Origin of the sequence: Actinomadura montaniterrae, assembly GCF_008923365.1 — a bacterium.
In the GTDB taxonomy this organism is placed as follows: Bacteria; Actinomycetota; Actinomycetes; order Streptosporangiales; family Streptosporangiaceae; genus Spirillospora; species Spirillospora montaniterrae.
This window is the reverse complement of record NZ_WBMR01000247.1, coordinates 1-13,116: the sequence shown is the minus strand read 5'-3', so window position 1 is coordinate 13,116 and position 13,116 is coordinate 1. Positions and strand designations below refer to the sequence as shown.

Sequence of the window (13,116 nt, the reverse complement as noted above, 5' to 3'; positions counted from 1 at the left end):
CCGCGGCCGCGTGCTGGCCGCGAAGGCCCTGGTCGCCGGCGCGGCCGCGTTCGTCACCGGGCTGGCCGCCGCCGCCGTCGCCGTCCCGCTCACCGGCGCGCGGGCGCGCGGCCACGGCTTCTTCATCCTGCCGGCCTCCACCTGGACCGAGGTTCGCGTGGTCGTCGGCACCGCGCTGCTGTTCGCGCTCGCGGCCGTCCTCGCACTGGCCGTCGCGGCGGTGATCCGGCGCGGCGCGGCGGCCGTGACGATCATCGTCGCGGCACTGGTGCTGCCCTACGTCCTGGCCACGGGCGGGCTGCTGCCGGACGGGCCGTCCGGGTGGCTGCTGCGGGTCACCCCGGCCGCCGGGTTCGCGATCCAGCAGAGCGTCGTGCGCTATCCGCAGGTCGACACCGTCTATGCGCCGTCCTCGGGCTATTTCCCGCTGCCGCCCTGGGCGGGCTTCGCCGTCATGTGCGCCTACACCGTCGTGGCGCTCGCCGCCGCCGCCCACCTGCTCCGCCGGAGGGACGCATGACCCGGCCGCCCTTCCTGCGCGCGCTGCACGCGGAGTGGACGAAGTTCCGCACCGAGGCGGGCCCCGCCTGGCTGCTGCTCGCCGCGATCGCCTCGACGGTCGCGCTCGGCGCGGGCGCGGACGGCTCCGCCCACTGCGCGCCGCCCGACTGCGCTTCGGACGTGACGCGGCTCAGCCTGACCGGGGTGATGCTCGGCCAGGCCGCCGTCGCGATCCTGGCCGTCCTGGCCATCGGCAACGAGTACGGCACCGGCATGATCCGGACGACGTTCACCGCGGTTCCGCGCCGGGCCGCCGTCCTCGCCGCGAAGGGCACGGTCCTCACCGGGACGGTGCTGGCCGCCGGGGCGGTCGCGATCGCGGCGTCGCTGCTGGCCGGACGGCTCGTCCTGCCGGGGAACGGGTTCACGGCCGCGAACGGCCGCCCGCCGATCTCGCTCGCGGACGGCCCGACGCTGCGCGCCGCCGCCGGGTCCGTCCTCTACCTGGTGCTGATCGCGCTGCTCGCGCTCGGGGTGGCCGCCGCCGTCCGGGACTCGGCCGCCGCCATCGGGACCGTCCTCGGCCTGCTGTACCTGTTCCCGATCGTCATCAACGTCATCGGCGACCCGGCCTGGCAGCGCCGCCTGGAGAAGATCGCGCCGATGCCCGCCGGGCTGGCCGTCCAGGCCACCACGGGGCTCGCCGGACTCCCGATCTCCCCGTGGCGGGGCCTTGCGGTGCTCGCCGCGTGGGCCGCCGCCGCCCTGCTCGCCGCGGTCGCCCTCCTCCGGGCCCGCGACGCCTGACCCCTGTGCTTCAGCGCATCCGTGTGACGTTCTTGTGTCATCGGGGTGAGTAGGCGCGGCGGTGAAGGTGAGGGATATTCGGGTTCCGTGCTGGTGGTGACGTCGGGAGCCTGGTATGCGCGTGCGGCCGGTGATGACGATCCTCGTGGCGGGACTGGTGGCCTGGGCTCCCGCCGCCTTCGCGGACGGCGGGTTCCCCGCGTCGCCGCCGAACGATCCGGACTACGCGAGCGCCGAGGTGCAGGGCTGCGGCAAGGGCGTCAACGGGGAGCAGCACGCGCTCTACTCGTTCATGCCGAAGTGCGCGCCGAACGCGAAGGACCCGGAGAACGCGTCCGGGATGTCGGTCGACAAGGCGTGGCGCGAGTACACGACCGGGTCGCCGGACGTCGTGATCGCCTACGTCGAGGGCGGGATCAACTGGCACAACGGCGACGCGGCCGAACTGGCCGACAAGGTGTTCCTCAACACCGGCGAACTGCCGAAGCCAGAGGGGTCGTCCACGTACGACAAGGACGGCGACGGCGCGGTCACCGCCGCCGACTACGCCGCCGACCCGCGGGTGAAGGACGCCAACGGCAACGGGCGCATCGACCCCGAGGACCTGATCGCCGCCTTCTCCAACGGCAAGGACGACGACGGCAACGGCTTCACCGACGACATCTCCGGCTGGGACTTCTACGAGCGGCAGAACGACCCCGCCACCTACGACTCCACCTACGGGCACGCGAACGGCCAGATGAAGACGCTTGCCGCCCAGACCAACAACGGCGTGCAGGGCGCCGGGGTGTGCCCGCGCTGCCGGATCCTGCCCGTCCGCGCAGGTCAGGAGGCCCTCGACCGGACGGACGACCTGGCGCAGGCGTGGCTGTACGCCGCGCACATGGGCGCGAAGGTGATCGTCAGCACGACCGCCGACCTCGGCTACTCCGCCTTCATGCGGCAGACCGTCGAGAAGCTGTGGCGGGACGGCGTCGTCATGGTCGAGTCGAGCAACGACTTCGACTCCACCGACCACCAGGGCGGCATGTTCTGGCCGCACGTCATCCCCGGCAACGGCCTCGTCCCGAACACGGCCGGGGTCCCGGACCCGCTCGCCAACACGCTGACCACCACCTACCGGACGCGCTCCGACGAGACGTCGTTCGGCGCCAAGGCGATGTTCTCCGTCGCCACGCAGGGCGGGTCGACGTCGGAGTCGACGCCGACGACCGGCGGGGTGTTCGGGCTGCTGCTGTCCTACGGGATCCAGGCCGGGAAGCCGCTGACGAACGAGGAGGCCGTCCAGGTGCTGCGCGCGACGGCCTCCGACGTCGACGACCCGTCCCTGCCCTGGCCCGGCAAACCGGGATGGGACCGGCAGTACGGGTACGGGCGGCCGAACGTCGCCCGGGCCATGCAGGCGGTGAAGGACGGGAACGTCCCGCCCGTCGGCGCGATCACCGGGCCCGACTGGTACTCGCTCTACGATCCGGTGACCGCGAAGTCGGTGGACGTCACCGGGTACGTCGCGGCGCCGCGCTCGTCCGGGTACCGGTACGAGCTGGACTGGGCGCCGGGCATCGAGCCGTCCGGCGCCGCGTTCCGGCAGGCCGGCTCCGGCTCAGGCTCCTCACCTCACGACGGCCGCATCGGCACTCTGGACCTGTCGCAGGTTCCGAAATCTGTGTGGGATGCGCCGTACAAGCTGTCGGACGACAAGGCGCTGTCGGCCAGCGAGCAGTACACGGTCACGCTGCGGCTGCGCGTGTGGGACGCGTCCGGGCGGATGGCGGAGGAGCGGCGCGCCATCGCCGTCCACCACGACCCCGCGCTGCGCGCCGGATTCTCGAGGAGGCTCGGCGTCGGCAACGAGAGCCAGCCCGCGATCACCGAGCTCCAGGGCCGGAAGGCGATCGTCTACGGCGACGGCGACGGCCGCGTCCACGCGCTCGACGGCGCGTCCGGCAGGGAGCTGCCCGGGTGGCCGGTCACGACGCGGCCGACCGTCCCGCAGCACGCGTATCCGGGCATCGACCCAGGTCACGAGCCCGTCGTGGCACCGGTCGCCGTCGGTGACCTGCTCCATGACGGCCACCAGGAGATCGTCGCGACCAGCACGACCGGCCGTACCTATGTCTTCGACGCGTCCGGACGGCTCCTTCCCGGCTGGCCGAAGACCCTCGACACCGGCGTGACCGCGCCGCCGGTCCCGCGTCCCGCGCTGAAGTTCACGCGGCTGCCGGTGCAGGGCGCGACCGCCTCGCCCGTCCTGGTGGACCTCGACGGCGACGGGCGGCTCGACGTCGTCCAGGCCGGCTGGGACGGCCGGATCCACGCCTGGCGCCCGGACGGCTCCGACCTGCCCGGATGGCCCGTCGAAGTGCGCACGGGCGACGGACCGCCCGACGGGTACGTCCGGATCGACGACCACAAGCTGCCCGGCACGCCCGCCGTCGCCGACCTCGACGGCGACGGCAGGCCGGAGATCGTCGTCCGGTCGCAGCTGTCGGACAGCAAGGGCGGGGGAGAGCAGTTCTACGGCGCCAACTACGCGTTCGCCTACCACGCGGACGGCGCCCCCGTCGCCGGCTGGCCCGTCCGGATGGCCTCGGTCATGACGTTCTACGGCAGCGCGCAGGAGTTCATCACCGAGGGCGTCAACCAGCCCGTCACGGCGGACGTGGACGGCGACGGCAAGGACGAGGTGGCCACCGGCCCGTCGTTCGGCCCCACCTACCTGATCTCCGGGACCGGCAGGATCCTGCGCGACTACGGGCCGCTCGCCAACCCGGCCCTCGACCCGGCCGCCGTGCTCGGCGGGAACCTGCCCGCCGACGTGCCGCTCTCCTTCACCACGTCCGGGGCGTTCGGCAGGTTCGGGCCGCTGAACCGGCTGAGCTACACCGAGGGCGGGTCCGGCGCGGCGTCCCTGGTCGCCGCGCTGCTGTTCCCCGGCAGCGGGCAGCCGATCGGCAACTACCAGCGCGGCTACGACGCCGCCACGGCGCTGCCCGTGCCGGGCTTCCCGCAGCGGCGCACCGGCCTGGCCTTCCTCGGGTCGCCGCTCATCGCGGACGTCACCGGCGACGGCCGCGCCGAGGTGATCGGCGGCGGCGACACCTCCACCCTGCACGCCTTCGGCCCGACCGGCCAGGCCGCCGGGTTCCCCCTGTTCACCGGCGGCTGGACGGTCTGGTCCCCGTCCGCCGGGGACCTCGACGGCGACGGCCGCACCGACCTGGTCGCCACCACCCGCGAGGGCTACCTGTTCGCCTGGACGACGCAAGGCAAGGCGGCCTCCGCCGAGTGGCCGACCTACCATCACGACGACCAGCGCACGGGCCACTACGGACCGCCGCGCTGACCGGGCGCCGCCCGAGCAGGAACGACCGGACCCGGCTGACTTGCGCTTTCGCGCGGCGCAGGGGATGTCCTCGGCACCCGGCCGCGCGTACGGTTAGCCGCTGTGAGATGGGTCATAGTCCTCGTCGCGGCGGCGCTGCTGTCCACGGTGTCCGGGTGCGGCGGCGGCCCGGCGCGGCCGTGGCGCCTCGTCATCGCGGCGGGCGGCCGGAAGGCGGTCTACTACGCCTACGGCCAGGGGATCGCGCGGGCTGCGGCGGCCCATCTGCCCGGCGCGCGGCCCCAGGTGCTGGCCACGGCCGCGTCGGTGGAGAACCTGCGGCTGGTGGCGTCCGGACGCGCCGACGTCGCCTTCACCCTCGCCGACTCGGCGGAACTGGCCTTCGAGGGCCGCCCGCCCTTCACCAAGCAGGAACCCGTCGTCGCCCTGGCCCGCCTCTACGAGAACTACACCTACCTCGTCGTCGCGGCGGACAGCGACATTCGCAAGCTCACCGACCTGCGCGGGCGCCGCGTCTCCCTGGGCGCGGACGGCTCCGGTACCGAGCTGATCGCCACGCGGCTCCTCACCGTCGCCCGCCTCGACCCGCGCAAGGACGTCCGCGCGAGCCGGACGCAGCTCGCCGACGCGGCCACCGCGCTGCGCGCGGGCCGCATCGACGCCTTCTTCTTCTCCGGCGGCCTGCCGATCCCGCAGATCGCCGAGCTCGCGAAGCAGATGCCCATCCGGCTCGTCGAGCTCGCCGACTACGCCGCCCCGCTCCGCAAGAAGTACCAGGCGTTCTACGAGGAGCAGTCGATCCTCGCCTCGACGTACGGCCTCGACGGGCCCGTGCAGACCATCGGCGTCCCGAACTACCTCGTCGTCAACGCCTCGATGCCCGACGACCGGGCGTACGCGCTGACCCGGCTGCTGTTCACCCGCCGGGACGACCTGGCGGCGGCCCACCCCGCGGCGCTGTACCTGGACCGGCGGTCGGCGGTGTCGACGTATCCGCTGCCGCTGCATCCCGGGGCGATCCGCTACTACCGGGAGACCAAGGGCGAGGGATGAGCGGGACGGGCGGCGGCCCCGACCCCGTCGCCGCCGGCAGGACGACCCTGACGTGCAGGCCGCGCGGCCGCGCCGGCATCAGCAGCACCGTCCCGCCGGACGCCTCCGCGAGCACGCTGACGATGCTCAGCCCCAGCCCGGTGCCGTCCACGTTCTGCTGGCCGGCGCCGCGCCAGAACCGCTGCGTCGCGTTCGCCAGGTCCGCCTCCGGCATCCCCGGGCCGTCGTCCACCACGTCGATGCCGACCACCGGGACGTCCGGCGCGTCCGGGAAGGCCCGCGGCCGGGACACGGTGACCGTGACGGTCGCTCCCGGCCCCGCGAACTTGACCGCGTTGTCGATGAGCGCCTCCACGATCTGCCCGACGCCGCCCTGCACCGCGTACGCGGCCGCGTGCGACGCGCCCCGGTAGCGGATTCTCACGCCGGGGGAGGCGCGGCGCCGCGCGTCCACCTGCTCCCGCGCCACCCGCCCGCAGTCGACCACCCGGATCGGGTAGTTGCCGCCCTCGGCGCGCGCCAGCGCCAGGATGCCGTCCAGGATCCGGCCCAGCCGGGTGACCTCGTCGACCGCGAGCGCCAGGTCGTCCTCCCCGCCCGGCGGGACGTGCGGCGCGAGGTTCTCCACCCGCAGCCGCAGCGCGGCCAGCGGGTTGCGCATCTGGTGCCCGGCGTACGACACGAACGACCGCTGCTGCTCCAGGACGCGGCCCAGCGCCGCGACCATCTCGTTGAAGTGCTCGCCGAGCCGCCGCAGCTCCGCCGGCCCGGTCGTCACCGGGACCCGCGCCTGCCACTGGCCCGCCGACAGCTCCCCGGTCGCCACGTCCAGCTCCCGGATCGGGCGCAGGAACCAGCGGGTGAGCGGGACGGCCGCCAGCCCGAACACCAGCAGCGCGCCGAGTCCGGCGGCGGCCAGCTCCGACCACCGCCGCACCGTCCGCGCCCGCACCTGCGTGGTCGGCGCGATGGTCACGACCGCGGCGACGACCCGGCCGCCGAGCCCCACCGGCTCCGCGACGACCAGCGGGCCCCGCCGCCACGGCCACACCACCTCGTCGACGTCGGAGCGCTCCCCGGACAGCGCGTCGCGCAGCCGCCTCCCCGCCCGCCGGCCGATGTCGGTGCCCGCCCGCGACGCCAGCACGACCTCGCCGTCGCGGTCGACCACGGCGGCGGCGATCCCGTACAGGGCGTCGTAGCGGCTGAGCTCCGCGCGCAGCGTCACCGTCTCGCCGCTGCGCAGCGCCGGCTCGGCCAGGGACGCGAACCGGGCGGTGTCGTTCAGCTGGTCGATGAACAGGTTCTGCGTCTGCCGGCCCGCGAACGCGATCGCGAGCGGCACCTCCAGCGCGGTGAGCACCACCAGCAGCAGGGACGCGTAGAGCACCAGCATGCGGCGCAGCATGCCGCTCACCTCCCGGCCCGGTGCGGCCGGGACGCCGTCACGGGTCCGTCGCCGCCCCGCCCGCCGGGGCGGCCGCGGCCCGCGGGGCCGGCTCGTCCTCGACGGCCAGCCGGTAGCCGACCCCGTGCACCGTCCTGATCAGCGCCGGGTCGCCGAGCTTGGCGCGCAGCGTCGCGATGTGCACGTCCAGGGTGCGCCGCGCCCCCGGCCACACGCCGTTCCACACCTCGATCAGCAGCCGCTCCCGGGTGACGACCAGGCCGGGCTGCCGGGCGAGCGCGGCGAGCAGCTCGAACTCCTTGCGGGTGAGCGCGACGGGCGACCCGTCGGCGGCGGTGACCTGGTGCCGCGCGGTGTCGACCCGCAGCCCGCCCGCCGCCACCACCACCGGCCGCGCCGCCGGCCGGACCCGGCGGATCACCGCGTCGATCCGGGCGGCCAGCTCCGCGATCCCGAACGGCTTGACCAGGTAGTCGTCGGCGCCGGTGCGCAGCCCGAGGACCCGGTCGCGCTCCTCGCCCCGCGCGGTCACCGCGATGATCGCGACGTCGCCGCCGGCGCGCAGCCGCCGGCACACCTCGATGCCGTCCAGGTCCGGCAGGCCGAGGTCCAGCAGCACCAGATCGGCGGGCGGCGCCGCCAGCGCCGCCGCGCCCGTCGCCGCCCGGCACACCTCGAAGCCCTGCCGGCGCAGTGCCACCGTGAGCGCGTCGGCGAACCGGTCGTCGTCGTCGACGAGAAGGATTCGCATGGTGGGGACAGCGTAAAAAGCGGGGCGTCCCCTGCCTACGGGCCAGATCCTAGAAGTTTCTCAAATTTGCCGCTCCGCCCTCCGGCCGCGGCCCGCCCCGCGCCTACCTTCCCGGCAAGGGCGCGCACACCGCGCCTCCGGGCCGCGCCTTCGACGGGGCGGATGGCCGGCCGTCCCGGACCGAGAGGAACAGGCGGATCCCGATGCGAACCAGGAAGGCGGCGGCGCTGGCCGCCGCGGTGGCGCTGATCGCGGCCGGATGCGGATCGAAGGGCGAGAAGCAGAGCGGCGGGGACTCCTCGACGCTGACGATCGGGGCGTCCATGTCGCTGACCGGGTCGCTGGCCCGCGAGGGCGGCCTGACCAAGGAGGGCTACGAGCTCTGCAAGAAGGCCGTGAACGCCAAGGGCGGCGTCGCGGCCGGCGGCAGGCACCTCAAGCTCGACATCAAGTACCAGGACGACACGTCCAAGCCCGACACCGCCGCCCAGATCGTGGACCAGTTCAACGACAAGGGCGTCAAGCTGATCCTCGGCCCGTACGGCTCGGCGACCACCGAGGCCGCCGCCGCCGTCATCGAGCGCAACGGCCAGGTGATGGCCGACAGCTCCGGCGCCGACGACAAGATCTTCCAGAAGGGCTACAGGCGGACCTTCGCCGCGCTGTCCCCGGCGCACTCCTACGCCGCGTCCATGGTCCAGGCGATCGCGGAACTGGCCAGGCCGAAGCCGCGCACGATGGCGTTCCTGTCCGCCGACGACGGGTTCTCCAAGACCGTCGCCCAGTCCGGCGCCGACCAGGCCCGCAAGCTCGGCTTCACCGTCGTCGCCACCGAGTACTTCCCGAGCGGCACCTCCGACGTCTCCGCCGCGCTCACCAAGATCAAGCCGATGAGGCCGGACGTCGTCGTCGGCTCGGTACACGTCGCCGAGGGCATCGCGATCATCAAGCAGGCCAAGGAGCTCGGCGTGCGGCCGTCCGGCGGCTTCGCCGAGACCGTCGCGCCGCCCACCCCCGACTTCGCCAAGTCGCTCGGCGCCGACGCCGAGAACGTGCTCGGCTCCACCCAGTGGACCGAGAAGACGGCCGGCAAGGACAAGTGGATCGGCACCGCCGCCGACTACGCCACCCAGTTCGCCGCCATGTTCGGCGGCCGGGCACCCGAATACCACGGCGCCGAGGCGACGGCCGCGTGCATCGCGCTGGTCGACGCCGTCGAGAAGGCCGGGAGCACCGATCCCGGCAAGGTCCGGGACGCCCTCGCCGCGCTCGACGAGCCGACCTTCTTCGGGCCGCTGAAGTTCACCCCCGAAGGCCAGAACCTGACGAAGACCATGCAGGTCGTCCAGGTGCGGAAGGGCAAGCCCGTCACCGTCTGGCCCAAGGAGGCCGCCGAGGCCCCGCTGATCTGGCCCGGCACCGGGAACCGGTCATGAGCCAGTTCCTCCAGGCGACCGTGTACGGGCTGCTCCAGGGCGGCCTGTTCGCGCTGATCGCCGTCGGGTTCTCCCTGGTGTGGGGGGTGATGAACGTGATCAACCTGGCCCACGGGGCGTTCGTCCTCGTCGGCGCGTACCTGGCCTTCGAGCTGAACCGGCGGCTCGGCCTGGACCCGTTCGCCGCGATGGTCCCGGTCGCCGCCGCCCTGTTCGCCGCCGGCTACCTCGTCCAGCGCGGGCTCATCAACCTGGTGGTCAAGGCGCCGATCTTCATCACCCTGCTGCTCACCTTCGGCCTCAACCTGCTGCTGGTCAACGGCCTCATCCTGCTGTACTCCGGCGACTACCGCTCGGTGACCACCGGCTACGCCGCCGACGGGTTCGCCCTGATGGCGGGCGTCCGGGTCCCGGTCGGACGGCTCCTGGCGGCGGCCGTCGCGCTGCTGCTCACGCTGGCCCTCGTCGCGGTGATGCGGCGCACCCGCACCGGCCTCGCCATCCTCGCCACCGGCATGGACCGCGGCGCGGCCCAGCTGATGGGCATCCGGGCCCGGCACGTCTACGCCCTCACCTTCGGCCTCGCCGCCGCGATGGCGGGCGCGGCCGGTGCGGCGGTCAGCGCCGTCGGCACCTTCAGCCCCGCCGACGCCGGCCGCTTCACCCTGTTCAGCTTCGTCGCCGCCGTCCTCGGCGGGCTCGGCAACATGTACGGCGCGCTGATCGGCGGCATGGTGCTCGGCCTCGTCGAGGCGTGGGGCGGGCAGCTGCTGCCCGGCACCCTCGTCAACGCCGTCGCGTTCGCCGTCCTCGTGATCGTCCTCGCCGTGCGGCCCCAGGGCATCGCCGGACGGGCCTTCTACTCCTCCCGGGTCGAGGTGTGACCATGGCCGAACCCAGCACCGCCGCGCCTGCGGAGACCTCCGCGGGCCCCGTTCGCGGACGCCGCCCGCGCCTGCCCGCCTGGTGGCCGTGGGGAGGCGGGATCCTCCTCGTCCTCGGCTGCCTCGGCCTGCAGAGCCAGCTCTACACGGGCCAGGAACGGACCGTCACCACCGTCTTCATGTTCGTCGCGCTCGCCGCCGCCTGGAACCTCATCGGCGGCTACACCGGCTACGCCTGCTTCGGGCAGGTCGGCTTCTTCGGCCTCGGCGCGTACACCACCGTCGTCCTCATGGTCCACGCGAAGCTGTCGTTCTGGGTCGCGCTGCCCGCCGCCGCAGTCGTCGCCGCCGTGTTCGCGGCCGTGGTCGGGCTGCCGCTGCTGCGGCTCAAGGGCCACTACTTCGCGGTCGCGACGCTCGGCGTCGCCGAGGGCCTGCGCGAGCTCGTCACCAACGTCCCCCGCTGGACCGGCGGCGGATCCGGCGCGACGATCCCGTCCACCGGCGACCGGGCGATCACCCCATGGCTCGGCAACGACGGCTTCTACCTGCTGTTCCTCGGCATCGCCGCCGTCTCCGCCGCCGTCGTCGCGCTGATCTCGCGCGGCCGCGCCGGCTACGCGCTGCGCGCCGTCAACCAGGACGAGGACGCCGCAGCCGCGATGGGCGTCAACACCACCGTCGCCAAGACCGCCGCGTTCGCCGTGTCCGCCGCGCTCACCGGCGCCGCCGGCGCCGCCTACGCGTTCCAGCAGGTCACGATCTACCCGCAGCGGCTGTTCGACGTCGACATCACCGTCCTGATGATCGTGATGGTGGTGCTCGGCGGGGCCGGCACCGTGCTCGGCCCGATCCTCGGCGCCGCCGGCATCGCGATCGCCTCCGAGTACCTGCGCCAGCACCTGCCCGAGGCGCACGACCTCACCCTCGGCGCGCTGATCATCATCGCGGTGGTCCTGCTGCCGCAGGGCGTCGTCGACTTCGCCCGGGACGCGGCCCGCACCCGGGACCTCTCCCTGCTGTCCAACGTCCGGAGGTACCGGCTGTGAGCGGCGACACCCCCGTCCTGCGGGTCCGCGGGCTGCAGCGCCGGTTCGGCGGCCTGCTCGCGGTCTCCGGCGTCGACCTGGCACTGCCCGCCGGGCGCGTCCTCGGCGTGATCGGCCCGAACGGGGCGGGCAAGAGCACCCTCGTCAACCTGATCAGCGGCCATCTCAAGCCGACCGCCGGGTCCGTCCTGATCGGCGACACCGACCTCACCGGCGCCCGGCCCTGGCGGATCGCACACGCCGGCGTCGCGCGGACCTTCCAGATCGTCAAGCCGTTCCGCGGCCTCACCGTCGCCGACAACGTCACCGTCGCGGTGATGTTCGGCCCGGCCCGGATCCGCTCCCGCGCCCGCGCCCGCCGGGAGGCCGAGCGGGTGCTGGAGCGGGTCGGCCTCGGCGGCAAGGGCGACCTGCCGCCCGCCGAGCTGCCCGTCGCCGACGCCCGCCGCCTCGAACTGGCCAAGGCGCTCGCCCTCCGGCCCCGCGTGCTGCTGCTGGACGAGGTCCTGGCCGGGCTGCGCGCCGCCGAGATCGACCCGGCGCTCCGGCTCATCGACGAGCTGCGCGGCGAGGGCCTCACCCTGCTGGTCATCGAGCACATCGTCCAGGCGATCGCCGCCGTCTCCGACGAGATCCTCGTCCTGCACCACGGCGCCGTCCTCACCCAGGGCCCGCCGGACGAGGTGCTGGGCGACGCGCGGGTCATCGAGGCGTATCTCGGCCACCGGTACACGAGGAAGAACCGCTCATGATGCTCGAGATCGACCGGCTCACCGCGGGCTACGGCCGGGTGCGGGTGCTGCACGAGGTGTCCCTGTCGGTGGACGAAGGGGAGATCGTCGCGCTCGTCGGCCCCAACGGCGCCGGGAAGTCCACGCTGCTGCGGGCCGTCACCGCGATGATCCCGGACCGGAGCGGGTCGGTCCGGGTGGCGGGCCGCGAGCTGATCGGCGCGGCCGTCGAGGACATCGCCGCCGCCGGGGTCGCGCACGTCCCCGAGGGTCGCCGGCTGTTCCCGGGGCTGACCGTCCGGGACAACCTGCGGCTCGGCGGCTGGGTGCCCAGGAACGGCGACCTCGGCCCGGTCCTGGAGCTCTTCCCCCGGCTCGCCGACCGGCTCGGCCAGGTCGCGGGCAGCATGTCCGGCGGCGAGCAGCAGATGTGCGCCATCGCGCGGGCGCTGATGGGCCGGCCCCGGCTGCTGCTCATCGACGAGCTGTCCCTCGGCCTCGCGCCGCTCGTCGTGGACGAGATCCTGGAGCGGCTCGCCGGGATCGCCGGGACGGGCACGGGCGTCCTCCTCGTCGAGCAGGACGCGGGCGCCGCCCTGGAGGTCGCCGACCGCGGCTACGTACTGGAACTCGGCCGGATCGGGCTGTCCGGGACCGCCGCCGAGCTCGCCGCCGACCCGCGCATGCGCAGCGCCTACCTGGGCGGAGACCCACCCCAGACTCCCGTTTCCTGACCCTCAGGCCCCTGCTGGGAAGCGGGCCGCGCACCGGCCGCCGGTGCGCGCCCCGCTTTACGTTCCCCTTCCACAAAGGACCTGCCCCCGTGCCCCAGGGGCGGCTGGTGGGGCGGGTAGCGGCCCGTCCAAAGGGGCCTTTGCGTGGGTGTGGGACGGGCCGGACCAGGGCCGCGCGGGGGCTTTCCAGGTGCGTGAGGTGGGTCGAAGCCCCTGTTCAGCGGGTGGTCTGGGGCGCTCTGGGGGTGATCCACGGGCGGGTTTTCCGCCTCTGTGGAGATCGTTCCAAACTTTTTTTGGGGTGGGTGAACTGGGCTGCAGCCCTTGCGTTGGGGGAGTTTTGGGTGGTCTTTGCTGGTCGGGTGGGGTCTTGGGGCGTGCTTGACGAAATATGGGGGCGCTTGAACCTGTTGTGG

General features: G+C 73.9%; 9 protein-coding genes and 2 pseudogenes. 9 read left to right on the top strand and 2 right to left on the bottom strand.

Features of this window, described 5'->3' with window-relative positions; translation table 11 throughout:
* The 4 genes and pseudogenes from F9B16_RS51715 to F9B16_RS53195 form a co-directional block, all read left to right on the top strand.
* Positions 1 to 520: pseudogene (locus F9B16_RS51715) on the top strand (hypothetical protein); the annotation flags it as partial.
* A complete protein-coding gene (locus F9B16_RS43385; RefSeq protein ID WP_151546100.1) occupies positions 517 to 1,308 on the top strand; it encodes an ABC transporter permease in 792 nt (263 codons plus the stop codon). The pseudogene F9B16_RS51715 and the gene F9B16_RS43385, both read left to right, overlap by 4 nt.
* Before the next feature lie 115 nt (positions 1,309 to 1,423).
* Positions 1,424 to 4,654: an FG-GAP-like repeat-containing protein gene (locus F9B16_RS43380; protein WP_151546099.1), complete on the top strand. Its 3,231-nt coding sequence runs from the start codon at positions 1,424 to 1,426 to the stop codon at positions 4,652 to 4,654.
* A gap of 102 nt (positions 4,655 to 4,756) precedes the next feature.
* A complete protein-coding gene (locus F9B16_RS53195; protein ID WP_151546098.1) occupies positions 4,757 to 5,707 on the top strand; it encodes a TAXI family TRAP transporter solute-binding subunit in 951 nt (316 codons plus the stop codon).
* Positions 5,708 to 5,747: 40 nt separating this feature from the next.
* On the opposite strand, the pseudogene F9B16_RS43370 reads toward F9B16_RS53195, so the two are convergent.
* Both F9B16_RS43370 and F9B16_RS43365 read right to left on the bottom strand, forming a co-directional pair.
* Positions 5,748 to 7,103, bottom strand: a pseudogene (locus tag F9B16_RS43370) (ATP-binding protein); the annotation flags it as partial.
* 49 nt (positions 7,104 to 7,152) lie between these two features.
* Positions 7,153 to 7,866: a winged helix-turn-helix domain-containing protein gene (locus tag F9B16_RS43365; RefSeq protein WP_151546096.1), complete on the bottom strand. Its 714-nt coding sequence runs from the start codon at positions 7,864 to 7,866 to the stop codon at positions 7,153 to 7,155.
* Positions 7,867 to 8,069: 203 nt separating this feature from the next.
* Between F9B16_RS43365 and F9B16_RS43360 the strand changes: the two genes are divergently transcribed.
* The 5 genes from F9B16_RS43360 to F9B16_RS43340 are packed head-to-tail and all read left to right on the top strand — an operon-like array spanning position 8,070 to position 12,700.
* On the top strand, positions 8,070 to 9,302 hold the full coding sequence (locus tag F9B16_RS43360; protein WP_151546095.1) for an amino acid ABC transporter substrate-binding protein: 1,233 nt from the start codon (positions 8,070 to 8,072) through the stop codon (positions 9,300 to 9,302).
* Complete coding sequence (locus F9B16_RS43355; RefSeq protein WP_151546094.1) at positions 9,299 to 10,186, top strand: branched-chain amino acid ABC transporter permease; 888 nt, start codon at positions 9,299 to 9,301, stop codon at positions 10,184 to 10,186. The genes F9B16_RS43360 and F9B16_RS43355 overlap by 4 nt, the downstream gene beginning before the upstream one ends.
* 2 nt (positions 10,187 to 10,188) lie before the next feature.
* On the top strand, positions 10,189 to 11,235 hold the full coding sequence (locus F9B16_RS43350; RefSeq protein ID WP_151546093.1) for a branched-chain amino acid ABC transporter permease: 1,047 nt from the start codon (positions 10,189 to 10,191) through the stop codon (positions 11,233 to 11,235).
* Entirely contained in the window at positions 11,232 to 11,987 is a 756-nt protein-coding gene (locus F9B16_RS43345; RefSeq protein ID WP_151546092.1) for an ABC transporter ATP-binding protein, read from the top strand. Before F9B16_RS43350 ends, F9B16_RS43345 begins: the two co-directional genes overlap by 4 nt.
* Positions 11,984 to 12,700, top strand: a complete 717-nt coding sequence (locus F9B16_RS43340) for an ABC transporter ATP-binding protein (RefSeq protein WP_151546091.1) — start codon at positions 11,984 to 11,986, stop codon at positions 12,698 to 12,700. Before F9B16_RS43345 ends, F9B16_RS43340 begins: the two co-directional genes overlap by 4 nt.
* Positions 12,701 to 13,116: the final 416 nt, after the last annotated feature.

Excerpts from the sequence above, each read along its gene's own strand:
- F9B16_RS43385 (WP_151546100.1), top strand. The coding sequence starts at position 517 with ATGACCCGGCCGCCCTTCCTGCGCGCGCTGCACGCGGAGTGGACGAAG.
- F9B16_RS43380 (WP_151546099.1), top strand. The coding sequence starts at position 1,424 with ATGCGCGTGCGGCCGGTGATGACGATCCTCGTGGCGGGACTGGTGGCC.
- F9B16_RS43365 (WP_151546096.1), bottom strand. The coding sequence starts at position 7,866 with ATGCGAATCCTTCTCGTCGACGACGACGACCGGTTCGCCGACGCGCTC.
- F9B16_RS43360 (WP_151546095.1), top strand. The coding sequence starts at position 8,070 with ATGCGAACCAGGAAGGCGGCGGCGCTGGCCGCCGCGGTGGCGCTGATC.
- F9B16_RS43355 (WP_151546094.1), top strand. The coding sequence starts at position 9,299 with ATGAGCCAGTTCCTCCAGGCGACCGTGTACGGGCTGCTCCAGGGCGGC.
- F9B16_RS43350 (WP_151546093.1), top strand. The coding sequence starts at position 10,189 with ATGGCCGAACCCAGCACCGCCGCGCCTGCGGAGACCTCCGCGGGCCCC.
- F9B16_RS43340 (WP_151546091.1), top strand. The coding sequence starts at position 11,984 with ATGATGCTCGAGATCGACCGGCTCACCGCGGGCTACGGCCGGGTGCGG.